The following is a 25,149-nucleotide window of genomic DNA, read 5'->3' as shown; positions in this document are numbered from 1 at the left end:
GTGAGCCTTTCTCTCGGTGACAGGTTAAGCCTAACGGTTGAGGACATCGCCTTCGGTGGCGAAGGGGTGGCCCGCGCGCAAGGTTTTGTCGTATTCGTTGGCTTCGCGGCTCCCGGCGAGGTGGTGGAGGTGGAAGTAACGGAATTGAGGAAGCGCTTTGCGCGGGCGAAGTTGCTGCGCGTGGTGAGGCGTTCCCCGCACAGGGTTGAGCCTATCTGCCCGCTCTTCGGCCAGTGTGGCGGCTGCCAGTATCAACATCTGGCCTACCCCGTCCAGTTGCTGCTCAAGCATAAGCAGATTGCCAACTTGTTCGAACGCGTTGGCCGGCTTGATCCCGGATTGATCGCGCCTGTCATCCCGTGCCCAAAGCCGCACGGCTACCGCAACCGCATTATGGTACGCAGCCAGTGGGACAAGCCAAACCAGCGTCTCAATCTCGGCTTCATCCGTGCGGACAGCCGGTTGGTGGTGGATCTCGAAGAGTGTAAGATTGCCGAGCCAGCGCTTAACGATCAAATCAAGTATGTTCGCGCGCATCCTCCGCCTAGAGGAGGGATTAAAGTAGTCCTCCGCATTCCCCCGGTGGGTTGGGAAGTCCCGCCAGATTCCTTCTTCCAGAACAACTCCTTTTTGCTGCCCACCATGGTTCACGTAGTACGCGAACTCCTGCGAAAGAGCGGCGCGCGTCACCTGCTGGACATCTTCTGCGGCGTCGGCTTCTTCAGCATCGAACTCGGTGACTTGGTCGAGTCATTCATCGGCTTGGAACTGGACCGCCTGGCGGTTCGCGCGGCGCATCGAAATGCGATCGCCCACAGGCTGACCAATGGCGAATTCGTGACTGGGGCCGCCGAAGATGTTCTGCCTGCGCTGCTTGTGCGGTTTGCCGCCCAGACAACCACAGTATTGCTGGATCCCCCGCGCAAAGGTTGCCAAGCAGAGATGTTGCAGGTGCTGCGCCAAGTTCGGCCGGCCCAAGTTGTCTACGTCTCCTGTCACCCGGCCACGATGGCGCGTGACTTGAACGTTTTGTGCGCTGGAGGTGTCTTTGAAGTAGCGCAAGTCGTGCCTCTGGATATGTTTCCGAATACTCAGCATGTGGAATGTGTGGCGGACGTGCGAAGCCGATAGGCGGCATCCGGATCGAAACTAGGCTTGCCAATGTTGTGGGTATGGATTCAACTTTGACCCGCCGCATGATGATGGAATCTGAAGCCAGTCGGAAAGACAAGTTCGTCCCCGCACTCCTGCCTTGGCTGGTAGCGGCGGGTGCCTTGGTTGTTTACCTCATCACGCTGAATCGCTGGGTATCGCTGAGCAGTCTGCAACAGGTGGCCAGCGTTTCCGGTTGGACCTGGCAGCCGGAAGTATATGGACCTCTATTCTGGTTGGTCACTTACCCGTTCCGTTGGCTGCCGGCGCAAGTCATTCCGCTGGCGCTGAATTCCTTCGCCGCTGTTTGCGCAGCTTTATCCTTGGCACTGCTGGCCCGCTCCGTTGCCTTGCTCCCCCATGACCGCACCGACGAACAGCGACGACAGGGATCCGGCCAATCCGGCATCCTTACGATCCCTGCCGCCTGGTTGCCCCCCGTGTTGGCGGCACTAGTGTGCGGTTTACAACTAACGTTCTGGGAATACGCAACCGCCGTCTCCTCCCCGCCCCCTCCATGGGGCTCAGGCTGCGAAATGCTCGACTTGTTGTTTTTCTCGTACGTCCTTCGCTGCTTGCTGGAGTTCCGCGTCGCAGAGCGTGAGTCGTGGTTGCTGCGCGCCTGCCTGGCTTTCGGCGCGGCGATCACAAACAACTGGGCCATGATTGGCTTCTTTCCAGCCTTCCTGTTGGCGCTGGTTTGGATCAAAGGTCTGGGTTTCTTCAACCTGCGCTTTCTCACGCGGGCTTCCCTTTGCGGGGCAGTTGGCCTGTTGCTTTACTTGCTGCTGCCGATTCTGCAGGGCCTAAGCGACTCCGCCCTGCCATTCTGGCCCACATTGAAAGCCAACCTCAATTCCCAAAGAGGCATTCTCATGATGTTTTACAAGTACGGCAGGCAGGAGGTCGCATTGTTGGCCCTGACTTCCCTGGTGCCGGTTTTCATCATGGGCATTCGTTGGGCCTCATACTTCGGCGACACGAGCAAATTGGGAGTCGCACTGGCCACATTCATGTTCCATGTGGTGCACGCCCTGTTCCTGGTCGCCTGCATCTGGGTGGCGCTTGACCCGCCATTCAGTCCCCGGAACAAGGGTTTCGGATCTCCATTCCTCACTTTCTACTACCTGGGCGCGCTGGTCGTGGGTTATTGCAGCGGCTACTTTCTCCTTGTGTTTGGGGGAGAATCCGATCGCCCCCGCCGAGTGACACCTCCGAAGCGCCTGATTAAGAACCTCGTGACCTTCGCCGTCTGGCTGTTGCTGGTGTTGCCGCCAGGGATTCTGATTTACAGGAACCTGCCTCAAATCCGGGCAACCAACGGCCCTATGCTCAAGCACTACACGGCGCAAATGGCGGAGGCGCTTCCCGCCAAGCATGCCGTGTTGCTGTCTGACGACCCTCGCCGCTTATACCTGCTCCATGCCTACACCGCCCTCAGCAAAAAGGATAGGGATTACCTTTTCCTCGACACTAGCTCGCTTGTATATCCTGATTATCACCGCTTCCTCAAGCGACAGTACCCACAAGTATGGGAGAGTAATCCTCCCAAGGGGCTTGCGCAGCGTGCTGAGCCCTTTCTGTTAGTCCAGTTGATTTCCCGATTGGCACAAACCAATAGCATTTACTACCTCCACCCCAGCTTTGGGTATTACTTCGAATTCTTCTACCCTGAATCTCATGGCTTGGTCTACAAGCTTGTTCCGTATCCAACCAATTCACTCCTTGCGCCGCTGCCGGGTAATGCCCTGATCGCCCAGAACGAGAGCTTTTGGGAACGGGCCGATGCACGCGCACTGCAACCGCTGCTTTCTGTCGTCGAGGCGTCCACTCAAAGCAACCAGCCGGGCTTCATGGATATTCTGATCAAACAACTGCATCTTGCTCCGCAGTCAAACCGCGACGCCATCACCCTCGCTGCGTTCTATTCGCGTGCACTTGACTACTGGGGGGTCGAATTGCAGAAGTGCGGTCAGTTGACGAATGCCGCAGCACATTTCGAGCGTGCTCTCGCGTTAAACCCCGACAATCTGGTAGCGCAGGTTAACCTGGAGTGCAACAGGAACCTCCAAGCTGGCCGACGGGCTTCCGTTCAGGTTTCCAAGTCTATCGAAGATGAATTTGGCAAGTACCGAAACTGGGATCAAATCATGGGCGATAACGGGCCGTTTGACGAACCGAACTTTTGCTTTGAACAGGGACGGGTTTTTGTGAACAACAACCTCTATCGCCAGGCGGCGGCGCAGTTCGACCGCGTCAGAGTCCTGGGTCCTGAAAATCTGATCGCCCGCATTTGGCTGGCCCAATTGTATGTGATCAGCCAGCTACCCGGCGAGGCGCTCAAACTGATCGAGCGGATCCGGGCGCAGCCCGACTTGCTCGATGCCGCCCGCACCAATCGGACGGAATTGCTCTATGTCGAAACCTCCGCGCATCTGGCTCAAGGCGACCTGCGGGGCGCGGAGGCAACCGTGCAGTCGGCGTTGGCAAAATATCCCAACGACACAAATGTGCTGGCCACCGCGACGCAGGTATTTATGAACTCCGGGCGCTATTCCAACGCACTGAACATCATCGAGCAGGAACTCAAATTCGCTCCCACCAACATGAACGCGCTCGTGAACAAGGGCTACGCCTGCATCCAGGTCGGCGCTTTTGAGCAAGCGATTCCACCGCTCACCAAAGTGCTGACCATGGACACCAACAATTACTCTGCGCTGCTTAATCGCGCCATCGCCTCCCTGCGCGCCGACCAACTTGAACCAGCCCGCCGCGATTATGAGGTCTTGCAGAAGGCTTTCCCTACCGCCTTCCAAATCTACTTCGGGCTGGGTGAAATCGCCTGGCGCATGCGGGATACCAATGCCGCGGTGCGTTACTACCAACTCTACCTGGTCAATGCTCCGACGAACATCGCCGAAGCCAAACTTGTCTCCGCGCGCCTGGAAGAACTAAAGCCTGGCTCGCCCTGACCGCAGCCAATGCGGGTCATACATGTAATCACGCGCCTGATTGTCGGTGGCGCCCAGGAGAATACCGCCGCATCTGTCCTGGGCTTGCGCGCGAAGCCAGGCTGGGACGTTACTCTTGTTGCCGGTCCCACCTTCGGGCCGGAAGGATCGCTGGAACCTCTTTTCGCCGATTACCCCCAATCTCTCACTGTCGTGCCGGAACTCGTTCGGCCCGTTCATCCATGGAAGGACTGCCTGGCCTGGAGGAAGCTGACCCGGTTGTTTCGCGTCCGCCAACCTGAAGTTGTCCACACTCACAGCAGCAAGGCCGGCATTCTGGGACGCCTGGCTGCCGCCCGGACGGGGGTCCCGACCATCGTTCACACCATCCACGGCCCGTCCTTCGGCTCGTTTCAAGGCCCCCTGGCCAACTCCATTTTTCGGGCCTTGGAACGCTACGCGGCGCGGGTGACTACGCAGTTCGTCGTTGTGGCCCAAGCTATGCAGGAGCAGTACTTAGCCGCTGGGATCGGACGTCCGGAACAATACACGAAGATTCTCAGCGGCTTCACCCTCGAACCCTTCTTATCCTCAACTAACGATCTGCAACTCCGCACTCGGCTTGGTCTCGCCTCGGACGACGTTGTCGTCGGCAAAATCGCCCGCCTCTTCGAACTCAAAGGACACGATGACCTGCTGACCATCGCACCTGAATTGACGCGCAGTTGTCCTCGAATCAAACTTTTGTTCGTGGGTGACGGTCCCTGGCGCGGGCGGTTGGAGAGCCGGGCGCGCTCGCTTGGACTGGAGAAACACGTCGTTTTCGCCGGCCTCGTGCCGCCGAATGCCGTGCCACCGCTGGTAGGCATTATGGACCTGCTCGTGCACCTGTCATTGCGCGAAGGCCTGCCGCGTGCCCTGCCCCAAGCCCTGGCTGCGGCTCGACCGGTTGTCGCTTATGATTGCGACGGGGCCGGAGAGGTATGCCTTGAGGACGAGACGGGCTACTTACTGCCTCCGGGCGATCTGCGAGGTTTGCGCGATCGGCTGCTCCGACTGGCCGAAGATCCCGCCCTGCGCCAGCGTCTTGGCCGGCAGGGCCAACAGTTTGTCCGCGAGCGCTTCGCTGTTCAGCGCATGGTGGATGACTTGCACCAACTTTACCTGCGTCTCGCAGTCCGCCAGGCGTGAGCTTCCCTTTCAACGTTTATCTCTTCGCCATCCTCGGCGCGTTCACTACGGTCCTGGTGGCCCTGCCCCTCTGGCGCAAGTGGTGCCTTCGCACCGGGTTGGTGGACGACCCTGGCCACCGCAAGATTCACGACCAGCCAATCCCTCTCGCTGGTGGTTTGGCCGTTATGAGCGGTTTGCTCCTGCCAACACTGCTGGCTTGCCTGGCGCTTTTGTGGTTGAAGACCGGAGGCGCGGCAACCGTAAATCCTGCCAATCCCAGCAGCGCCTCGGGGAACCCTCCTCCGTTCGTGCTGTTGGACCCAAACTCTGCCTTTCTGCTCCAATATGGATTGGGCCGCCGCGCGACCGAACTGGCGGGCATCTTCCTGGGAGCTTTTGGCATCCTGCTGATCGGCTGGCTGGACGACAAACACGAACTACGCCCGGCCACCAAATTTGCCGGCCAATTCCTCGTCGCCGCCTTAGTTGCTGTCAGCGGCACTCGCATTACCCTCTTCATCCCGAGTCCTCTATTTAGCTACGCCGTCACTATCCTGTGGATTGTCACCGTGATCAACGCATTCAACTTCATGGACAACATGAACGGCCTCTGTGCCGGCCTTGGCGCTATTGGCGCCTGGCACTTCGCCTTGATCGCCGCCGCGGACAACCAATATCTGGTGGGGCTTATCGCTTTCCTCACTTTCGGCGCGCTGCTCGGCTTTTTGCCCTACAATTTCCCCCGGGCTCGCGCATTTCTCGGTGACGCGGGCAGTCACCTCGTCGGCTACCTGCTGGCCGTTCTTGCCATCCTGCCACATTTCTACACCATGCGCCATCCGCGCCTGTGGGCGGTCTTGATTCCCCTGCTGGTCCTTGCCATCCCATTGATGGATCTGGTTTGGGTCGTCCTGCTCCGTTGGCGCATCGGCCAGCCATTCTACCAAGGCGACACCAACCATCTCTCCCACCGCCTGGTCCGCCGGGGTCTCACCACAACGCAGGCCGTAGTGCTAATCTGGATCGCTGCGGAAGCCTTGGCCTTCCTCCTGTACTTCTGCTGATGTTCACATCGCAGTGCCCCCGGCTACGCCTCCGCGGTGCTGCTGGCCGCAATGGCCTCTGAGAATAGCCCCAGTACTTGCGCCCGCGGCAGCGCCCCAACCAAGCGATTTTCCTTGAGCGTGCTAACCACTGGGATATTTCGCTGCTCGCTCGTAAGCACAACCGGCAATATGTCCACCAGGCGTTGATTGGGAGTCACGCACGACGGCGGTGACCGCATAACGTCATAGGCGATCACCCCGCGAAATTCCTCCTCCGCCACCAGATATTCCTTCAAATCCTGGAGCGCCACCAAACCCACCAATTGATTCTTCCCATCCACTACGGGCAGGAAGTTATTGGCCCCCGTCAGGAACCGGTCGGCGATTTCGCGCAGCGTGGCCGTTTCCCGCACTGGCGGCACCGGGGCCCGCATCAGATCGCCGACGGTGCGTTCGGCGGCTGCTTCCGATGCCGTGACCTCCTGCGGCACAATCAATCCCTTGCGCCGCAACGGCTCGGTGTAAATGGTCGCCGGATGCAGCCGCCGGGCCACCAGCATGGACACTACGCACGCCAGCATCAACGCCGGCATCAACGAGTAATCCAGCGAGATTTCAAACACCATGATCATGGCCAGCAACGGCGAGCGCGTGGTGGCAGACAACATGCTTCCCATCCCGACCACGGCGAAGGCTGCCACCGGGAAATCCTCGCCCGCCCCCAGTTGCTGCAGCGCCAAGGCAAATGTCGCCCCCACTCCCGCCCCCAGGAATAGCGTCGGCGTAAACACACCGCCCACGGCACCCGATCCCACGGTCGCCAGCGTCGCCAACAGCTTTGCCACCACCAATCCCGCGAGCAACAGCAATCCTGCCGCCGCTGCCTCGCGCCAGTGTGTGTGCGGAATTTCCTCCACATACACATCCAGCAGCAGCTTCCGGTTCAGTCGGACCAGGTCCGCCCCTTGCGCCTTTTGCGTCAACAGCCGCCTCGTCTTTGCGGATAGCGTAGCGTTCGTGAACCGCTGTTTCTCGTAGAGTGGACCGCTGCGAATGATTCGGTTCAGGTCGGCCGCCAGCGCACGCGCTAACTGCTCGTCCGCGCCCCCCCTGTAATCACTCAGCCGAACAGTCGTTTCCGGCGAAAGCTGCGACGCCACGTACGCGGAAACGCCATTCTCCCGGGCCGGCCTCTTCAACTTCACAGCCAAAGACTCCAGGCCCGCGATGTCCCCCGCCAAAATCACCGGCGCGCCATACTCTCCCTGCAAGATCCGGTTCGTGGCCACGTAGCCATTGCCCCACACTTCGGGAAACCGGGTCGCGATCAGTCCCACCAGCAACCCACCCAGCGCTAACCGAATGTAAATCGGCATCGGCAGTTTCTGGAAAACCGTTTGCGCGCCATTCAGCAGCTTCAGGAACACCGCGCCCGCTCCTCCGGCCACGATTCCCAGGCATACAAACCACGGCAGTTGTGTTACGCGCCTTAGCTCAAAGGCAGGGACCGTGTACCATGGCTCGATCCCAAAAAAGCTCCGTGACACCATCGTCGCCACCACCGATGCGCAGACCAGCGGCGCAAACAGGCTCATGGAGAAATTCCCCATCACGATCAGCGCCGCAAACACCGCCCCGGATATCGGCGCATTGTAAGCCGCCGCAATCCCGGACGCCGCCCCGCACCCCACCAGCAACCGCAGCCGATACGGCTGCCACTTCGCCAACTGGCCCCACTTCGAGGCGAACGTCGCCGATAGTTGCGTGATGCCTCCCTCTCGACCAATGGATCCCCCTGAGCCGATCGTCACCAGCGACGACAGGAACTTCACGATGCCGCTCCGCAACGGCAGCCGGCCATCCCCCGCCACGATCACCTCCAGCAAGTTGCTTGATCGCAGCGGCCCCGCCATTCGCAGACCCCAATACAGCACCAGCCCGGCACACAGCCCCCCCAGCGTCGGCGTCACGACCCGCTGCCAGGGCACCATCTGCTCCGCCACTTCGACCAGCTCCCCCGGCTGCCGCAGACATATCTGCCTCACCATCTCCGTCGCGTAGTAGAAGCAGATGTTCACCAGGCCGCCGATCACCCCCACTCCGCTCGCCAGCAACAAGTGAAATGCGTCCTCGCTAAAGCGCATCCGCTCCCGGATACGCAGCGCCCGCTTCCAGTGCTTCAGGAAAAACGCATGCGCCTCTTCAACAACCTTTTTAGCCCTCAAAAACGGCACAATTCAATATCGCCACAAATCGCCTCTTTGACGAGCCGCAATTCAACACCCGTCCCTCTGCCCCACCAATCCACTACGTCCAATACTCCAGCACCCCATTATGCCGAAACTCCACCATCCGGCCGCCCCATCACTCCGGATCTTGCCATTCCCCCCGTTATCGGCAAGCTGGAGCCGGTGAAGCAATTCTGGGCCAGTCCATTCCCACGCAGTCGTTACTTGATAGCAGTCCTCGCAGGACTCCTTCTGGCCGCCTCGTTTCCCAAAATCTGCTTTGCCGGCCTGGCCTGGGTTGCCCCCGCTCTGATGCTCGCCGCCGCCCTCGGCAAGACCGGCTGGGAGAGCTTCCGAATCGGCTATATCGCCGGCCTGGCCTATTACCTTGCCTCTCTCTACTGGCTGCTCCTGATCCCCTACCGGTGGCATTCAATCCCGCTTGGCCCCGCCGCCGGCTGGCTCTCGTTGAGCGCTTATCTCGCTCTCTACCCGGCCACCTGGGTCTGGCTTCTGTCGCGCAGGGGGCCCTTTGCGCCAACGGACGGCCAGGGACTCCGCTCCTCTGCCCACACAGAAGAGAGCGCCAAGGTACTGGGCCTCCGCTCTCTGGCACACGGCGAAGGGGTCATGGCCCGCGGTTGGACCCGCCGGACCCTCTGGGCCATTTCCGGCGCAGTCTTCTGGGTCGCCCTCGAGATGATCGTCACCCGCCTCTTCACCGGCTTTCCCTGGAACCTCTTAGGGGCCTCTCAATTTGAACTGACTCCCCTGATTCAAATCGCCTCCGTCACCGGCGTACATGGCGTATCGTTCCTCATCGTTTGGTCGTCGCTCTCGCTGCTCTCCGCTGGCCTGATGCTCGTGCTGCGACCTACCACCCGCTCTACCTGGGCCGGCGAGATCATCCTCCCCGTCATTGTGGTGGCTGCCGTTCTGCACTTCGGTTTTCGCCAACTCGCCCGTGACCACGCGCCCGACCGCACTTTGAAGGTCACCCTGGTCCAACCCAGCATCCCACAGACCCTCATCTGGGACACCAGCCGCGACCAGCAGCGATTCCGCGATCTTATCGGCCTTTCCGAACAAGCCCTGACCAACCGCACGGACTTGCTCATTTGGCCCGAGGCCGGCGTCCCCAGCTTCGCCCGCTGGGATACCAACATCTACCCCGCCATCACCAACCTTGTCCGCCAACACCGCGTTTGGCTGCTCCTGGGCTCCGACGATCTCGGCCGCCCCACCCAACCCGCGCATCCCGATGACCTCGAGTACTACAACGCCAGCTTCCTCGTCAGCCCCGATGGCGAATTCGTCTCGCGTTACATCAAGCGCAAGCTTGTCATCTTCGGCGAGTACATCCCCCTGGTCCGCTGGCTGCCCTTCTTCAAATGGTTCACCCCCATCGGCGGCGGTTTCACCCCCGGTGACCGGCCCATCCCCTTCACCCTCACTACCCCCGACGTAAAAGCCTCGCCATTGATCTGTTTCGAGGACACCTTTCCGCTCACCGCCCGCGAGGCCGCCGACGAGGACTCCGACTTCCTCGTCAACCTCACCAACAACGGTTGGTTCGGCGAAAGCGCCGCCCAATGGCAGCACGCCGCCTCTGCCCTCTTTCGCGCCGTCGAGAATGGCCGCCCCCTCATCCGCTGCTCCAACAACGGCCTCACCGGCTGGGTGGACTCCCACGGCCGTTTGCGACAAGTCTTCCGCGACGCCCAAGGCACTATCTACGGTCCCGGCTTCCTGACGATAGAAGTCCCCCTGTTCTCCCCCGGCCAATCGCCCCCACCCACGCCATATAACCGCCACGGCGATTGCTTCGGTTGGACCTGTGTCGCCCTGACCGCCGTAATCCTCCTCGTTCGATTTCTGCGCCGCCAACGCCCCCACCGCCCCGCGTCCAACCCGACCAAATCGTAAGGCGCGCTCGCCGATGGCGCCGTCGTCCCAATGCGGTTCGGCAAGCAGTCCGCTCCGCCATCGGGCCCCGCCTCGGACAATTCCATGCTCCCGGATCGGACAACCAATCAGCACTGACAGCCTGTGGCACCCAGCAGGAGACGAGGCAACTTGCCGCTGCGCGGGGATCGGATCACGGTACAATAGGGAGTCTCACCATATACGCGCCATATCCACACCGTCTCCACACCGTGGATACAGCCTTGACATCGCGAGCTGCATTCGGCGTATCCCATTACCACTGCGGCACTTACATCAAAATCGCCCAAAAAGGCCCACCAGACGGCCATTCCATCATAAGTTCCTCAATGACAGACAGTTACACAACACTGGCAGAAGCTGGCATTCCCCTGCGACCGTCGTCTCTCCAAATCCCGCCGATTTCAACAGTCTTCGCTGGGCCCGCCCAACTCCGGCTTATGCCCACACCCCCGCGATCCTGGTGCCGCAGGAACGGCAGTTGCCATCGGCCAGGTTGACGGCCGTGACGGCATAAATATTACGCTCAACGACAGCTTTCTTACAGTTCGGACACCAAGTCGTCTCAGCGCCTTCGAGACCGGGCACGTTGCCGATATAAACATACCGCAGTCCCTCGCTGCGGCCCGCGTCGCGCGCCCTTACCAGCGTCTCGACCGGCGTCGGGGCGAGGTAGGTCAGCTTGTGCTGCGGATGGAAGCGCGAGAAGTGCAGCGGTTGGTCGGGCCCCAGTTCCTTGGCGATCCAGCCGCACATGCGGCGGATCAAGCCCAGGTCGTCGGTGTAGGTCGGCACAACGAGGTTGATGATCTCGAACCAGACACCCAGTTCCTTGAGCATCTTGAGGGTGTTCAGAATGGGCTGCAGCCTGCCGGAGTTGAGCTTCTGGTAAACCTGTTCGTCGAAGCCCTTCAGGTCCACGTGCGCGGCATCCACCAATTGATAGAGGTCCCGCGCCGCCCGGTCCTCGATCGAGCCGCAGCTCACCACGATGTTCCTAAGCTTGCGCTCCCGCGCCGCCTTGCAGGCGTCAACGGCATATTCGTAAAACGCCGTCGGCTCGGAATAGGTGTAGGAGAGCGATGGGCAGTCGAGCGCCTCTGCAACCGCAGCGGCGTCGGCTGGGAACAGGCTCAGGCGCGCCATCTGGTCGAGCGAGAACCCTGATGGCAGAGGCGGTCGCATCCGCAACTCCGCCCCACGCGGGTCTTTGGTCTCCTCCGGCTTCTTCTGCGAAATCTCCCAGTTCTGGCAGTTCAGGCAGCGGAACACACAGCCGGAGGTAGCGAGCGAGAACGTCCGGCTGCCGGGCAGGAAATGAAACAGCGGCTTCTTCTCCACCGGATCAACATGGAACGTGCAGGGGTTGGCATAGGCCAGCGTGTAGAGCTTTCCGTCGCAATTCACCTTGTTGCGGCAATGGCTGCGGTCGCCGGGTGCCAGCAGGCAGTTGTTCGGGCACACCTTGCACTGGACGTTGCGGCCCAGCTTAAGGTAGTGAGAGCCCTCCCTCACCCAGCCGCGCTTGCGCCACAACTCCCATACCTCTCCCTTCGGCGCATCGCCCTTGAAGATGTCCGCCGGGGCCTCGGACGCGCGCCACCGCGTGAAGTAATCCCACATGGACGCCGCTCCGGCCAAGCCCGCCACGCCCGCCGCCCCGAGCCCGATGGCCGCCCGGCGTGACAAGGCCCGCCGCCTGTGCATTCGGACTTCGGATTTCGATCTACTTTCGGACTTCGGGCTTCGGATGTCGGATTTCGCGGTCACGGCTGTTCGCGGGGCCTGATCCAGCCCCATCGCTGCAAGGCAAGATACGCCGCTGCCAAGCTATGCGCCAGCATGAGGACGATCAGCGGCAGATGCAGCATGCGGTGAATACTGAGCGCCGACCGCTCATCCAGCAACCGGCTCAAGCCGTAACGGCCATCCATGATGTAGCCAGTCAGCAGGAACAACGCGATCAAGGGCAAGAGCGGCCAACCGCTCCAGCGCACCAGCTTGAGGAGGACGTAATTGAGCTTGTTCATGAGCCGAGTTTACGAGCCCCATTTTCTCTCCCGGGGCCTGGGGTACGTCAACGGAATTTGCCTTCTTGTGCTATACTGTAGAAAAGTGCGCCGGATCGCGCGTTTAGGGTTGCCCCAGTGGCTCGCCCTGCATTACTTTTGCCGCTCTGAGACTTTAGACAAAGTTGTTTATGGACAAAATCGCAGAACTGAAACTGGATGGGAAGAGCTGCCAACTCCCCATAATCGCAGGAACGGAACAAGAGCACGCCGTGGACATTTCAGCCCTGCGCGATCGAACCGGCTACATCACGCTGGACGATGGCTACGGCAACACCGGCTCCTGCCAAAGCCAGATCACCTTCATTGACGGCGAACAGGGGATTCTGCGCTACCGCGGCATTCCCATCGAGGAACTGGCGGAGCACTCCACCTTCATCGAGGTCGCCCACCTGATCATCATGGGCAAGCTCCCAACCAGCGCCGAACTGCGACGCTTCTCCGATCTGCTGACCGATAACGAAATGTTGGACGAAGCCATGAAGCACCACTTCGAAGGCTTCCCGGCCCACGCCCACCCGATGGCGATTCTGTCGGCGATGATCAACGCCGCCAGTTGTTTCCATCCCGAGTTGCTGACGGACCAACTGCGAAACAACTTCATTGTCCAGGCGGCGCGGTTGCTGTCCAAGGTGCGAACGATCGCGGCGTATGCCTACCGGAAATCGCGCGGGCTGCCCGCCATTTACCCGAAGCCCGAACTCAAGTACACGGCGAACTTCCTGCACATGATGTACTCCCACCCCAACAAGGATTACGATCTGAAGCCGGAGGTAGTTAAGGCGCTGGATCTGATCTTCCTGCTGCACGCCGACCACGAGCAGAATTGCTCGACCGCCACGGTGCGCATGGTGGCTTCCAGCCGCGCCAACCTGTTCGCCAGCGCGGCCGCCGGCGTCTGCGCCCTCTGGGGCCCCTTGCATGGCGGCGCCAACCAGGCCGTGCTCGAGATGCTCCAGGAAATTCACACCTCGGGCGACGACGGCTCCAGGTTCATCGCGGCAGCCAAGGACAAGCAAAGCGGCAAGCGGCTGATGGGCTTTGGCCACCGGGTCTACAAGCACTACGACCCGCGGGCCAAGATCATCAAGAAGGCCTGCGACGACGTCCTGGCCAAGCTCCACATCAGCGATCCCCTGCTGGATATCGCCAAACACCTGGAGGAGGCCGCGCTGCGCGATTCCTACTTCATCGAGCGCAAGCTCTATCCGAATGTGGACTTCTACAGTGGCATTATCATGCGGGCCATAGGGATTCCGCTCGAGATGTTCACGGTGATGTTTGCCATCGGGCGTATGCCGGGCTGGATTGCCAATTACAAGGAAGTCATGGACGCCCCCACGCGCATCTATCGGCCGCGCCAGATCTACACCGGCCCCGCGCTCAGCCACTACACGCCCATCAAAGACCGGCAATGAGCCGCATCGGGCACAGGTTGCTGGATGCGCGGATCCAGCCGCTCGCTGCTGGCCGTCTATGAACACCCACGAATACCAGGCCAGACAATTGCTGGGCCAGCGCATGGTTGCCCAGCCAGCCTGGGAAGTCTGCGAAACGCCGGACGCTGCCCGGGCTATCGCCGCACAACTGCTAGCCGACGGCGCGACGATTATCGCCATTAAGTCGCAGATTCATGCCGGGGGCCGGGGCAAGGGCACGTTCAAAAGCGGTTTTCAGGGCGGCGTCAGAATCTGCAAGACCGCGGAGGACGTTTACGAGAAGGCTCATGCCATGCTAGGCAATGTGCTGGTCACCAGGCAGACCGGCCCCGAGGGGCGCCTTGTGCGGAAGTTGATCATCGCCTTGGCGCCGGATATCCGGAAGGAGCTTTATCTGGCCGTGTTGCTCGACCGTGAGCTGTCGCGCCCGGTAGTCATCACCAGCACCGAGGGCGGCATGGACATCGAAGAAGTCGCTGCCAGGACGCCGGAGAAGATCATCAAAGAGCCCATAGACCCCGCTCTCGGCATGATGCCCTACCAGGCCCGCAAACTGGCCCTCGCGCTGGGTCTCAAGGGCGATCTAATTGCCCAGGCGGTAAAGGTCTTGCTGGGAGTCTACAAAACCTGGTGGGAATGCGATGCTTCCCTCGTGGAGATCAATCCCCTCTGTATCGTCCGCACTCGCGAAGGCAATGAAGCCTTGCTGGCCGTGGACGCCAAGCTGTCCCTGGACGACAATGCCCTTTACCGGCATCCCGACTTGCAAGCCATGCGTGACCTGGCCGAGGAAGCACCGCTCGAAACCGAGGCCGGCAAGTTCAACCTGAACTACATCCAACTCGACGGCAACATCGCGTGTCTGGTCAACGGTGCCGGCCTGGCCATGGCCACGATGGATATAATCCAGCATTTCGGCGGGCGCCCTGCCAACTTCCTCGACGTCGGCGGCGGCGCCAGCCAGGAACAGGTGGCGGCGGCGTTCCGCATCATTCTGCAGGACCCCAACGTGAAAGGCATCCTGGTCAACATCTTCGGCGGCATCATGGATTGCAACGTGATTGCCTCCGGCATCGTCGCCGCAGTCAAGGAAACCGGTTTGTCCCTCCCGCTGGTAGTCCGGCTCGAAGGCAATAACGTTCAGGCCGGTAACCGGACTCTCGCTGCGGCCGGCCTCACCATCATCCGCGCTGATACGATGGCCGAAGCGGCCCGGAAAGTGGTCCAAGCCGTTGCCACCGGGTAAGCTCTGCCGGTGCCCCGCCGCCATTAGCCGGGTGTGTGCCACTAAAGAAAGAAAGCAAGATCACCAATCATGTCTATTCTTGTGACTCCCAACACCAGGGTTCTTGTCCAGGGCATCACCGGCAGTTTCGGCGCCCGGCACACACAGCTCAGCCTCGAATATGGCACGCAAATCGTCGCCGGCGTGACGCCTGGCAAGGGCGGCCAGATGTTCGACCCTAAAGTCCCGATCTTCGACACCGTGGCCGAGGCCATGCAAGAGACCGGGGCAACGGCTTCCGCCGTTTTCGTGCCCCCGGCCTATGCCGCCGACGCCATTCTTGAAGGCGTGGACGCTGGTTTGGACTTAGTCGTCTGCATTACTGAAGGCATCCCCATCAACGACATGGTGAAAGTGAAGCGGGCTATGGCAGGCAGGAAGACCCGATTAATCGGCCCGAACTGCCCAGGCATCGTCACGCCCGGTGCCGGCGAGGATTCGCGCGGCGGCTGCCGTATCGGCATTGCCCCCGGCTATATTCACAAGCAAGGCCACATCGGCGTCGTCTCGCGCAGCGGCACGTTGACTTACGAGGCTGTCTGGCAGCTCACCTGCCGCGGCGCCGGACAATCCACCGCCGTCGGCATCGGCGGCGACCCCGTCAACGGCTTGACGCACCTGGACGTCATTAAGCTGTTCGAGGCCGACCCGGAGACGCATGGCATCATCATGATCGGAGAAATTGGCGGCTCAGCCGAAGAAGAAGCTGCCGACTGGATTCGCAGAAATGCCCGCAAGCCGGTCGCAGGCTTCATCGCGGGCGCGACCGCCCCGCCCGGACGACGGATGGGCCACGCAGGGGCCATCGTAAGTGGCGGCAAAGGCACCGCAGCAGCCAAAATTGCCGCGTTCAAGGCGGCGGGCATCGGCGTCGCACCTACGCCGTCCGACATGGCAGACACACTGTTGAAGATGATGTGATCGCCGCAGGGGGCGGGACGCGGCGGACACATCTTGTAGGTACCAGCGACCGAACGCTTGCGACCGCGCGCGGCATCCTGCGCGCCCAACCGCCCCTCGCGGGCAGATCTGGTAATGCTGACCACACGCGGCCCTGGCACGTGTTCGGTATTGCGTTCCAGCACAAAAATGCCCAAGGTTTAGTCCTCGGAACACACAACGCGCAATACGTTCACATGGGCCTGATTGACCTCATATTGAACTTCGTTGGAGTGCTGCTTTGGTTGAGTTGGCGTTCCATCCGTTTCGATCCGCTGATCGAGACTACCCCGGCAACGCTGATTGGCACCTTGCGGCGGGCCGGACCGCGCCGATTGCAGGGATGGCAGCTCCTCGCCGGCCTGGCAATGCTGCTCGTGCTGCGCGGAGTACTCTATCAGCAGGTCGGCCCCGAGGCCGATTGGACCCCCAAATTAAACCTCTTTTTCGTCGTGCTGGCCTTTCGCGGCAATCTATTCCTCCCGGCCTTGCTCTTCTCGGTGCTGAGTTTCGCCCGCGTCCTGATCATCTGCTATTTCTGGGTGCTGGTCCTGGTCATCATAAGCCGCCGGAACACTCAGCCAAATCCCGTGCTAAAGTTGCTCCGTCTCCACATCGGACCGGTGGCGCGCTGGCCGTGGCTAGCGCAGGTTCTCCTGCCCCTGGCACTGGTGGCCGGCCTTTGGTTGGCCCTGTATCCACTGCTGGTGCAATTGGAAATCACCGGCCGGGTACGCAGCTTTGCCCATCTGGTCGAACAAAGCGCCCTCGTTGGAACAGCGCTATACTTGAGCCTCCAGTTCTTCCTTCCCGTCGTCCTTTTTCTCCACCTGATTTCCAGCTACGTCTATGTGGGAGCCAATGCCCTGTGGGATTTTGTTGGCGCCACGGCCCGCAATCTCCTCGCGCCGCTTCGCGGACTGCCGCTCCGCGTTGCCCGGTTTGATTTCGCCCCCATCGTCGGAGTTGTTCTGATTTTCCTGCTGTTGCACTGGCTGCCCCGCCTTATCCTGCGTGAATTGGCCGGGCGAAAACTAAGCGCCTGGCCGCAGTAGGTTCCCGCTTGGCACGCCCACTTTAACTCGCGGGCGCCTTCGGCAATCTCACCGTCACAGTGGTCGTGGCGCCCCGCTCGCTTTGGATTGACAGCGCGCCCCCGTGCAGCTCGCTCAGGCGCTTGGCAATAACCAGGCCCAGGCCCAGCCCCTGTTGCTCCAGGACTTTCCGGTCGAACTGCATGAACGCGCCCACCTTGGTGATGTGTTCAGTTGAGAAACCGCGCCCGCGATCGCTAACCGAGAGGACTACGCTATTGGACGACTCGGAGAGCGTCACGGTTACCTGTCGGCCGCGTTCGGAGAACTTGAACGCATTTTGAACCAGCTCATCCACAATCTTGGCCAGGTAGTCCGCGGAGATCGGCACCGGCACGTCAGCCAGGTCCAGAACCAGGTCATCTGACCGGCTGGCCGCGTACGCCTGGTCCCGGGCATGCTCCTCAACCAGCTTGGCGGGTGAGCGCGTCTCCTTCTGACGGAGGGCCGTGACCTTTTGCGCGTCGGCGCCCAGCAATTCAATCTGGGCATAGATCAGGAAGTTCTCCACCAGCCGCTCCAGCCGTTTGCCGGAATCATGGATGACCTGTCCCATCTCGGCGACTTCGCTCGCCGGCAATCTGCCGGCCTCGACGGCAAGCAACTCCCCATAAGCAAGGATGCCATTGAGGGGAGTGCGCAGCTCGTGCGGCAGCATCAGGCTGATATTATCGCGCAAATCGGCCAGTTGCTTCTCCGCTTCCTGGCGCAGCACCTGGGCCTTCTTGAGACGCGTGTTCACCGCTGCGTAAAGACTGTCCAGCGTGAACGGTTTGGGCAGGTAATCATCCGCGCCTAACTCCATGCTGTGTCGCATGCCGGAATGGTCCGGCTGGCCAGTCATGAGAATGACCGGAATTGCAGCGGTGGTGGGCTCGTTGCGCAGCACCGACAGCGTGAGATAGCCGTCCATGTGTTGCATCTGCACGTCGCACAGAATGAGATCGGGCAATTCCTTGCGTGCCTTCTCGATACCGGCCACGCCGCTGTCGGCTTCGAGCACCTCAAAGCCTTTCTGATCCAGCGCCGCGCGCACCATGTCGCGCAGGCTTTCATCGTCATCTATGACCAGGATTCGTTTCATCTGTTGCCGACCGTTACCGACCGCCACGCCGAGCCGTCAAAAACCACGTCACTCACCCCAGGAGTCCCAGCCGACGTCTCAGGCCTGGGCAAGCCTATGACAGCAGTGGGCCATTTGTCCACCGGCATTCGAACATCACCAGTCTGGCCTACCTGGGGCCGGCGACAGGCTGTTCTCCTGCCCGGGAGGCGACCCTCAGCTTCCGGCCAGCACGCTTCGCAGTTCACCCAGGGCTTCATCCACCGGAAGTTGTGCCAATCCTGCTGGATGCCGAAGCACTTTCACTTTCTCACTCGGCGGCCGCCATACTTCCTCAATGGTGTCTCCCCATAGGACCAAGCCCGCCAACCCAACGGCAGCGGCCAGATGCGAGATCCCCGAATCGTGGCCCACAAAAGCTCGGCAACCAGCCAGGCAGCGGGCCAGCTCCGCGAGCGGCAGGCTTTGCGCCAACCGTGTGCGCGCGGGTGGCAGCGCGGCGGCCAGGCGCTGAAGCCGCTCCCCCTCTGCCTCTCCGCCAACCAGAAGCAAATCAAAGTCCGTCGTGTTAGCCAAGTACCGCAGCAACCCGGCCCAGCGCGCCTCCGGCCAGTTCTTACGCTCGCTCCCGCTGCCAGGATGAAGGGCCAGAGCCTCACGCCTTGTGGGGCCAGGGTCGGACACCGGCAACCGGGAAGACAGGAGCAGCCGTGGGATTGGGTCGGAATCAAATATCGCCAATCGCTCGAGAGGCTGGAGATACACCTTCGAAGCATGCAGCCGGGTTCGCTCATCGGCGCGGTGGGGTCCTTGGATAAACTGTGCGCCGGTGCAAAGCCCAACGTTGGTCCTGAAGATCCCGTCCGGGTCGTACAGGTAGGACACCACCAGATCGAACTCCGAGAAGTAATCCGCGAGGTCCGGCGACAGTTCGCCACCGCGAGCGAAGAACCCGGCCAGGGATCGAGCCTCGATGGACTGAACCCGGTTGACCAGGCCCCCGGCGAGCGCCAGTTGGGCAATATGTGGGTAGCCGAGAACCTCGAGGTGAGCCTCAGGAAATTGCCGGCGCAAGGCGGCGATGGCCGGCAGCGTGAGGATGAAGTCGCCGATTGCCCCGCCACGAATGACCAGAATCTTGCCTTGGGGAGAGTTCACCAGAGCGATGCGCGGAAGCCCGCGCCCGAGCCTATGTAACCGACCTGAATGCGGTCAACCCCAACGCCGCTACGAACAAGCCAAACGCCAGGCGCAGCCCGCAACCAACCTTGATACGCGTCTCATTCGCGGTGCCCCAAGCCAGGAGATTGCGCAATCGCCAAGGCGAGATGGTGAACCAGATGCCGGCGAATACCAGCACATACGCCCAGGTCTGGATTACCAGCACCCAGTGCGTCTGCGCCAGCGCGGGACGGCCGGTATCCACCATCAGCTTGGCCAGCAGCAGCAGCACTACCGCCAGGCCTCGCACGGCCAGAAAATCCTGCACGAAAATGCATGTGCCCAGCCCCACGCCGGCAAATCCTGCGAACAGCCATTCCTTGTAGCTGGCGAAATCCGCGATGGACTCCTGGCTCAAGTTCCAAAGGAACCAGACCGTGCCGAGCGCCATGAGCGCAATACCCCAAGGCAGGGAACGGGGAAACTTGCGGACCGCCCCGGCAAAAGCCGCCGGCTTGACGATGCCGTAGATCTGCGGCAATCCCATGCCCAGTCCGAGTAGAATGCTCAGGGTTGAAAGCTTCAAGGTCATCTTAGCAAATGCAGCTGGAGGATGGGAGATAGCCGCGAGCGACGCAAGCCGGGATGTTTGGCGCCCGCTGATTGCGAAGCTTCATCGAGGGTAATGCCTATCGCGCCGTAAAGCCAAGCAGAGTTAGTCCAGGAAGCGCCTCCATCTGGCACTACCGGCTGCCCAATCCCTGGCGCGCCTCCATGAAGCTGTCGGATAGCACCAAGCCGGTTTCTTTGGGTCTGATTGCATTTGTGGATGAACAACCCGACAGCATCAACATCGGCCCTCGTTGACTTCCCCGTATAGCGTGAACGTGCCGGCGCGAGCGACGTTTACGTCCACAAGCTGCCCGAGATGGCGCGGTGAGCCGTTGAATATCACAATCTTGTTGCAGCGGGTCCGCCCGGTCATCCGCGCGGGATTCTTCTTGCTTGGGCCCTCTGCCAGAATCTGCACCCGCCTGCCGACGAATCCCTGATGCTGCCGCGCGCCCAGCTCGTTCACCACCTCCAGCAGCCGTTGATTCCGCTCTTCCCTGACCGCCTGGCTCACCTGCCCGGGCATGTTGGCAGCGGGTGTATCGCGGCGCGCCGAATACTTGAAGACGAAGGCCTGGTCGAAACCGACTTCGCGCACAAGGGAAAGCGTTTGGGCAAAGTCCTCCTCGGTCTCGCCGGGGAAACCGGCGATGAAGTCGGTGCTCAGGCCGATGCCGGGCTGCACTCGACGAAGCTTGTCAATAATGGCCAGGAATCGCTGGCGGGTGTAACCGCGATGCATGAGCTTGAGGACGCGGTCGCTGCCGCTTTGGACGGGGATGTGGGCACTTTCGGCGAGCTTGGGCAGGCGGCCGTAAGCGTCAACGAGGTCGTCACCGTAGCCCTTGGGGTGGGGCGAGGTGAAGCGGATGCGTTCGAGGCCGTCAATGTCGTTAACGGCTTCGAGGAGCTGCACGAAGGGGGATTTGCCGTCGCGCACGGAGATATCACCGCGGCCGTAGCTGGTAACGATCTGGCCCAGGAGGGTGATTTCCTTGACGCCCTGCGCGACGAGTTGGCGGCATTCTGCGGCGATGTCGGGGATCGCGCGGCTGCGCTCCTCACCGCGGGTGTAGGGCACAATGCAGAACGTGCAATACTGGTTGCAGCCTTGCATGATGCTCACAAACGCCGCTACCGACTTCCTGGCGTTACCGTCAAGCAGGTGCTCCCGAATCGCGCTTTCACTCCCCTGCTCTGTCGCAATCTCAACAACCTTGTCGCGCCGGCCCGAGAGAATCTCATCCAAGTACTCCCCGGTCCGATGGAGCTTCTGCGTGCCCACCACCAAGTCCACGTCGGGCAGCCGGTCAATCAGCTCCTGTCCCCGGCTTTGGGCAACACAGCCCATGAAGCCCAGCACCACATTGGGCCGGCGGCGACGGGCCTCGGCTGCAATATTCTCCATTTTACGGAGCGCCTTTTGCTCCGCCTGGTCCCGCACGCTGCATGTGTTGAGCAAAATAATATCAGCGGCAGCTTCGAATGAAGCGAGGCAATAGCCCTTCGCCAGGAGCTGCGCCGCGACGGCTTCGCTGTCGCGCTCGTTCATCTGGCACCCGTAGGTCTTGATATAAACACTCGGCATATTCGGCAGGACCTGTCTCGCAAGCTAAGTCACGACCGGTGGATTGAAAAGTTTGAACTGGGATGCCTCGCTGCTCCCGCGGGGCATTTGGTTGGCACTCAGAGAAAGGCCGTATAGGAGCGTCGGCAACGGTCGTTGCGGAGTAATCATCACGCTCTTGTGCCAGGAGGAAGGACGTCTGAACACGATGACCGCGGTCCGTGAGCCACCTGCCGACCTACTCGCGCCAACGGACCAGAGAGACTTCGACTTGGGCGCGGGCATCAGTCCCTGGTCCGCTGAACCGAACCATAAAGCGCGCCTCCCGTGCGTGGCTTGCGACAACCTCCGACACGCCCGCCAGCGGGTTGACTGCCAGCGTCTGTCCCTGAGCATCAACCAACGCCACCCGCAACACGACCTGTGAGGCGACGCGCGCCGTCGCGTTGCTCACACGGCACGAAACTTCCACCCCTTGCGGTCTGGCCCGCGTGGTCATTACCTCGGCGGTTATTCCACCGGTCTGGCGCAGTTCCGATTCCGAGGGCGCGCCTCCCGGCAAGAGCTGCCAACCCCATACGCCAGCGGCAGCCAGCAAGACAATTGTCGCGGCCCACTTCTTCATCATGGCGAATCAGTAGTAAGGGTTGACCTCACTTGGCTGCGTCATCACGCCACCGTACTGCGTGTCGTAAGCGAACACCCTGACGAATTCCGCGTGGCCGTCCAGATACGCGGCGTTGGCCCACAGCCGCTCTGGGTCGGGTTTATACCATTGGGCGCGACGACTGATGGCCACCACGCCGCTCATAGTGCGATGAATCGGGATGCTGCCAATAACCACCTTCTTCGAGGGCTGGCGGTAATGATCCGTGGTCAAAGACTTGCCCAACCCCAGCGGGCGGGATGCAAACTCAGCGAATGAGAATTCCACGCCGACGAACTTCGCGATGCCCATCGGCGCCACAACGCCGCCAATACGATTGTACCCCGACGCGTAGAAGTAACTGCTGCCGTAGAGTTCGTAGCAGGAGGAGCTGGCCTGATAGTCCTTCGTGTCAAACCACCACAACGGCTCGCCTTTGTCGGCTGGGGAGCAAAACACTTCGCGTGAGCCAAGATACTCTTTCAACGGGCGATCTTCCGCTCGCAGCGATCCGCCGAACATCCGCGCGGGCAGCCACGGGTCGGATGCCGGGACGATACCTTGCGGGCCGCCCAATTCATGTGGAGCGGCCACGGGCATCCGCGCCGCATGATCGTCCGCATACAGGAACATGGCAACAACGACTTGCCGCAGGTTGCTCCGACACTGAGTCTGGCGGGCCTTGCCTTTGGCCCCCGCCAACGCGGGCAGCAGCATCCCCGCCAGAATGGCGATGATGCCGATGACGATGAGGAGTTCAACGAGCGTGAACCCACCGCGTTGGCGGGTGTGGATGTTCATGGAGTCAACAGCCGCACACGGTAGAATTGCCGTTCCGTCGCGGGATTAGAATCGGTCCATTCCAGCACCCCGGCCTCGGGCGAGGTCAGCGCCGGATACGAGATGGTCTGCCAGTCCACCAGGTTCTCGCAGCGCAGGATCTCATAGCCCTGACCCACACTCCCGCCAAAATGGAGAACTGGCAGTCCGTTTGTAAACCGCAGCGAGAGCCCTGGCGGCGCGGAAGCGAACGTTTGCGTAGTGAACGCAATGGTAGTGTTGCCGACCAGCGTGTTGGTGGTGATGGGCAGACCGACTTCCGCGTAGCCGGGTTGGGATTTACCCATTTGCGTGACGAGCAAATAGGTCGCATTGGCAGGCAAACGCGGCGCAATTTGCTCCCGCAGGTATTGCTCGAAGTCTCCGGCATGCCATCCCAGCGGATCATCGAGGGTAACCCCAACCAGACCGTTCGTCGTTAGCTGGCTCACTGGAATCAGGAAACCGGTCTGCGTGCGGTCATTGAACGTCGCGTCAATGTCCTCAGGACTGGGATCGCCGTCGGCGGTGGTTGCCAGATAGAAGTCCAACGTGTACTGAATCGCCCAGTTGTTCGCGGCACTAGCCGTCCATTGGCCGGAGTTGCCCACTCCATCCACGTTAAAGATGCTGTTGACAGTTGCCGGGCTGCCGGGCGTCACCAAGAGCTGGTTCATCGCCTGCATGACATTGGCATGACCCGTGTAGGCCAGCGCGGTCACGCTCGCCGACCAATTCGAGCCTCCTATGGACTCCAGCTGCATTGTTAACACGCCCGAGAGCGACGGCGCGAGATTGTAGCCCACGCCACCCAAGCCGGTGATATCCACGAGATTGTGGCTCACCGCGCCGGCGGGGTTGTTCCCCGCCGCCAGCAGCACGTCGTCGTCGGTGAACACCAGCCAGTCGCCCGCTGTCGGCATCGTGGCGGACGGCTTTCGCCCCGCGGCGGAAGGCAGTTCCGCAGTCGCTTGGGCGTCATTCCATGTCAGGAGCTGGAAACTGAGTGACGCCCCCCGCGCCGGCGAGGCCATAAGCAGTGTCGATAGCCAGAGTCCCGTGAGGATGGAGGCGAAAGGTCTAATGCTCATAATGGACCAATGGTTCCTATGCATTGGTTCAGGGTTTGAGGACGATGAAACAGATGGCGGCCAGATGCCGACGGTGTTTGCGGAACATCCGGCGCATGGACAGTACGCGCCGGCGGGCCTCGGCCGCGCGCATGGTGTTAAACACGAACCGTAGCGCGCGCCACCACCCCTCATCCTGCACCATCCGGCGCGGTTCGAGCAGGTGCATCGGCGCGGTAGCCTCGGATTCAATCTTGAAGCCCGCGCCCCTGAGCAACTCGCGCCATTCACGCGCCGACAGCGGGCGCGCGCCGACGTGGATATTTCGCGACATCTCGCGGCTGATGTCTTCCTGCACCGCTTGCGGCAGGTCGTCGGGCGTAAGGCTTAACTCATGGATGCCGTAACGTCCGCCGGGCTTGAGCAATCGGAAGGCCTCGCCCACAATCCGGCGCTTTTGCTCCGGCCCTTGCATCGTCAGCATGGCTTCGCCATAGACCACCGTAGCGGAATGGTCTGGTAATCCTGTCTGTTCCGCGCTGCCTGACTGACAACGCTGGCGTGGACCGGTGAGATACGCTTGAACCTCGGCCGCGGCGGCTTCGTCGCGTTCGACGGCGATGTAACTGGCCGGTTGCCGGGTCAATGTCATTTTCGCCGTGACGCCAAGACCTGGGGCGAATTCCACCACTGCGTCGCGCGGTTGGATGTTTAGCCGTTCCAGCATAACGCGGGTCAATTCCAATCCGCCGGGCCGCAACACACGTTTGCCCATTTGGGCCAGCAACCAATGGCCAGGCATCTTGTGCGTATGGTCCCGCGGCGGACCTTGGGTTTCGGAATCGGAAGCGCAAACGGCGCAGTTCTTCTTGGTATTGTCAGTAAGTTCCG

At 61.2% G+C, this 25,149-nt stretch carries 20 protein-coding genes; 9 read left to right on the top strand and 11 right to left on the bottom strand.

Annotated features, from left to right (window positions below):
- The 4 genes from P5205_07490 to P5205_07475 are packed head-to-tail and all read left to right on the top strand — an operon-like array spanning position 1 to position 6,340.
- The gene (locus P5205_07490; protein HSA10201.1) at positions 1–1,131 is read left to right on the top strand and encodes a class I SAM-dependent RNA methyltransferase; all 1,131 of its coding nucleotides are present in this window, start codon (positions 1–3) and stop codon (positions 1,129–1,131) included.
- Positions 1,132–1,172: 41 nt separating this feature from the next.
- Entirely contained in the window at positions 1,173–4,124 is a 2,952-nt protein-coding gene (locus tag P5205_07485; GenBank protein HSA10200.1) for a tetratricopeptide repeat protein, read from the top strand.
- Positions 4,125–4,133: 9 nt separating this feature from the next.
- Entirely contained in the window at positions 4,134–5,294 is a 1,161-nt protein-coding gene (locus P5205_07480) for a glycosyltransferase family 4 protein (protein ID HSA10199.1), read from the top strand.
- Positions 5,291–6,340: an MraY family glycosyltransferase gene (locus P5205_07475; protein HSA10198.1), complete on the top strand. Its 1,050-nt coding sequence runs from the start codon at positions 5,291–5,293 to the stop codon at positions 6,338–6,340. Before P5205_07480 ends, P5205_07475 begins: the two co-directional genes overlap by 4 nt.
- Before the next feature lie 23 nt (positions 6,341–6,363).
- Here P5205_07475 and P5205_07470 read toward each other — a convergent pair whose 3' ends face one another.
- Positions 6,364–8,547, bottom strand: a complete 2,184-nt coding sequence (locus P5205_07470; GenBank protein HSA10197.1) for a chloride channel protein — start codon at positions 8,545–8,547, stop codon at positions 6,364–6,366.
- Between the two features lie 186 nt (positions 8,548–8,733).
- Here P5205_07470 and lnt point away from each other — a divergent pair, with 186 nt between their 5' ends.
- A complete protein-coding gene (gene lnt / locus P5205_07465; GenBank protein ID HSA10196.1) occupies positions 8,734–10,476 on the top strand; it encodes an apolipoprotein N-acyltransferase in 1,743 nt (580 codons plus the stop codon).
- Between the two features lie 456 nt (positions 10,477–10,932).
- On the opposite strand, the gene amrS is transcribed toward lnt, so the two are convergent.
- Together amrS and P5205_07455 are read right to left on the bottom strand one after the other, a co-directional pair.
- Positions 10,933–12,201 (bottom strand): AmmeMemoRadiSam system radical SAM enzyme, encoded by a 1,269-nt coding sequence (amrS, locus tag P5205_07460; protein HSA10195.1) that lies wholly within the window; start codon positions 12,199–12,201, stop codon positions 10,933–10,935.
- 59 nt (positions 12,202–12,260) lie between these two features.
- A complete protein-coding gene (locus P5205_07455) occupies positions 12,261–12,524 on the bottom strand; it encodes a hypothetical protein (GenBank protein HSA10194.1) in 264 nt (87 codons plus the stop codon).
- Positions 12,525–12,694: 170 nt separating this feature from the next.
- On the opposite strand from P5205_07455, the gene P5205_07450 reads away from it, so the two are divergent.
- The 4 genes from P5205_07450 (at position 12,695) to P5205_07435 (ending at position 17,281) form a co-directional block, all read left to right on the top strand.
- On the top strand, positions 12,695–13,981 hold the full coding sequence (locus tag P5205_07450) for a citrate synthase (protein ID HSA10193.1): 1,287 nt from the start codon (positions 12,695–12,697) through the stop codon (positions 13,979–13,981).
- A gap of 58 nt (positions 13,982–14,039) precedes the next feature.
- The gene (gene sucC, locus P5205_07445; GenBank protein HSA10192.1) at positions 14,040–15,248 is read left to right on the top strand and encodes an ADP-forming succinate--CoA ligase subunit beta; all 1,209 of its coding nucleotides are present in this window, start codon (positions 14,040–14,042) and stop codon (positions 15,246–15,248) included.
- 69 nt (positions 15,249–15,317) lie between these two features.
- Entirely contained in the window at positions 15,318–16,208 is an 891-nt protein-coding gene (sucD, locus tag P5205_07440; protein ID HSA10191.1) for a succinate--CoA ligase subunit alpha, read from the top strand.
- A gap of 215 nt (positions 16,209–16,423) precedes the next feature.
- On the top strand, positions 16,424–17,281 hold the full coding sequence (locus tag P5205_07435; protein HSA10190.1) for a hypothetical protein: 858 nt from the start codon (positions 16,424–16,426) through the stop codon (positions 17,279–17,281).
- A 22-nt stretch (positions 17,282–17,303) separates the two neighbouring features.
- Here P5205_07435 and P5205_07430 read toward each other — a convergent pair whose 3' ends face one another.
- The 8 genes from P5205_07430 to P5205_07395 all read right to left on the bottom strand — a co-directional run bounded on the left by P5205_07430 (position 17,304) and on the right by P5205_07395 (position 25,060).
- Positions 17,304–18,404 (bottom strand): hybrid sensor histidine kinase/response regulator, encoded by a 1,101-nt coding sequence (locus P5205_07430; GenBank protein ID HSA10189.1) that lies wholly within the window; start codon positions 18,402–18,404, stop codon positions 17,304–17,306.
- 195 nt (positions 18,405–18,599) lie between these two features.
- Positions 18,600–19,541: a glycosyltransferase family 9 protein gene (locus tag P5205_07425; GenBank protein ID HSA10188.1), complete on the bottom strand. Its 942-nt coding sequence runs from the start codon at positions 19,539–19,541 to the stop codon at positions 18,600–18,602.
- Positions 19,542–19,572: 31 nt separating this feature from the next.
- Entirely contained in the window at positions 19,573–20,136 is a 564-nt protein-coding gene (locus P5205_07420) for a hypothetical protein (protein HSA10187.1), read from the bottom strand.
- Between the two features lie 255 nt (positions 20,137–20,391).
- Complete coding sequence (gene miaB, locus P5205_07415) at positions 20,392–21,744, bottom strand: tRNA (N6-isopentenyl adenosine(37)-C2)-methylthiotransferase MiaB (GenBank protein ID HSA10186.1); 1,353 nt, start codon at positions 21,742–21,744, stop codon at positions 20,392–20,394.
- 217 nt (positions 21,745–21,961) lie between these two features.
- A complete protein-coding gene (locus tag P5205_07410; GenBank protein HSA10185.1) occupies positions 21,962–22,351 on the bottom strand; it encodes a hypothetical protein in 390 nt (129 codons plus the stop codon).
- Between the two features lie 6 nt (positions 22,352–22,357).
- Complete coding sequence (locus P5205_07405) at positions 22,358–23,170, bottom strand: type II secretion system protein (protein ID HSA10184.1); 813 nt, start codon at positions 23,168–23,170, stop codon at positions 22,358–22,360.
- Positions 23,167–24,279 carry a hypothetical protein gene (locus tag P5205_07400; protein ID HSA10183.1) on the bottom strand — a complete coding sequence of 371 codons (1,113 nt, stop codon included), beginning with the start codon at positions 24,277–24,279 and terminating at the stop codon, positions 23,167–23,169. Before P5205_07400 ends, P5205_07405 begins: the two co-directional genes overlap by 4 nt.
- Positions 24,280–24,307: 28 nt before the next feature.
- Complete coding sequence (locus P5205_07395; GenBank protein ID HSA10182.1) at positions 24,308–25,060, bottom strand: methyltransferase domain-containing protein; 753 nt, start codon at positions 25,058–25,060, stop codon at positions 24,308–24,310.
- Positions 25,061–25,149 lie beyond the last annotated feature (89 nt).

The sequence above is a fragment of the Candidatus Paceibacterota bacterium genome (genome assembly GCA_035452965.1).
Classification (GTDB): Bacteria; Verrucomicrobiota; Verrucomicrobiia; order Limisphaerales; family UBA8199; genus UBA8199.
Note: the sequence above shows the minus strand (reverse complement) of the source record. Positions and strands in the feature narration are given on the sequence as shown.

Excerpts from the sequence above, each read along its gene's own strand:
- P5205_07480 (HSA10199.1), top strand. The coding sequence starts at position 4,134 with ATGCGGGTCATACATGTAATCACGCGCCTGATTGTCGGTGGCGCCCAG.
- amrS (HSA10195.1), bottom strand. The coding sequence starts at position 12,201 with ATGCACAGGCGGCGGGCCTTGTCACGCCGGGCGGCCATCGGGCTCGGG.
- P5205_07455 (HSA10194.1), bottom strand. The coding sequence starts at position 12,524 with ATGAACAAGCTCAATTACGTCCTCCTCAAGCTGGTGCGCTGGAGCGGT.
- miaB (HSA10186.1), bottom strand. The coding sequence starts at position 21,744 with ATGCCGAGTGTTTATATCAAGACCTACGGGTGCCAGATGAACGAGCGC.
- P5205_07405 (HSA10184.1), bottom strand. The coding sequence starts at position 23,170 with ATGAACATCCACACCCGCCAACGCGGTGGGTTCACGCTCGTTGAACTC.
- P5205_07450 (HSA10193.1), top strand. The coding sequence starts at position 12,695 with ATGGACAAAATCGCAGAACTGAAACTGGATGGGAAGAGCTGCCAACTC.
- P5205_07430 (HSA10189.1), bottom strand. The coding sequence starts at position 18,404 with ATGAAACGAATCCTGGTCATAGATGACGATGAAAGCCTGCGCGACATG.
- P5205_07435 (HSA10190.1), top strand. The coding sequence starts at position 16,424 with ATGGGCCTGATTGACCTCATATTGAACTTCGTTGGAGTGCTGCTTTGG.
- P5205_07400 (HSA10183.1), bottom strand. The coding sequence starts at position 24,279 with ATGAGCATTAGACCTTTCGCCTCCATCCTCACGGGACTCTGGCTATCG.
- P5205_07420 (HSA10187.1), bottom strand. The coding sequence starts at position 20,136 with ATGACCTTGAAGCTTTCAACCCTGAGCATTCTACTCGGACTGGGCATG.
- P5205_07395 (HSA10182.1), bottom strand. The coding sequence starts at position 25,060 with ATGCCTGGCCATTGGTTGCTGGCCCAAATGGGCAAACGTGTGTTGCGG.
- P5205_07410 (HSA10185.1), bottom strand. The coding sequence starts at position 22,351 with ATGATGAAGAAGTGGGCCGCGACAATTGTCTTGCTGGCTGCCGCTGGC.
- P5205_07485 (HSA10200.1), top strand. The coding sequence starts at position 1,173 with ATGGATTCAACTTTGACCCGCCGCATGATGATGGAATCTGAAGCCAGT.
- sucD (HSA10191.1), top strand. The coding sequence starts at position 15,318 with ATGTCTATTCTTGTGACTCCCAACACCAGGGTTCTTGTCCAGGGCATC.
- sucC (HSA10192.1), top strand. The coding sequence starts at position 14,040 with ATGAACACCCACGAATACCAGGCCAGACAATTGCTGGGCCAGCGCATG.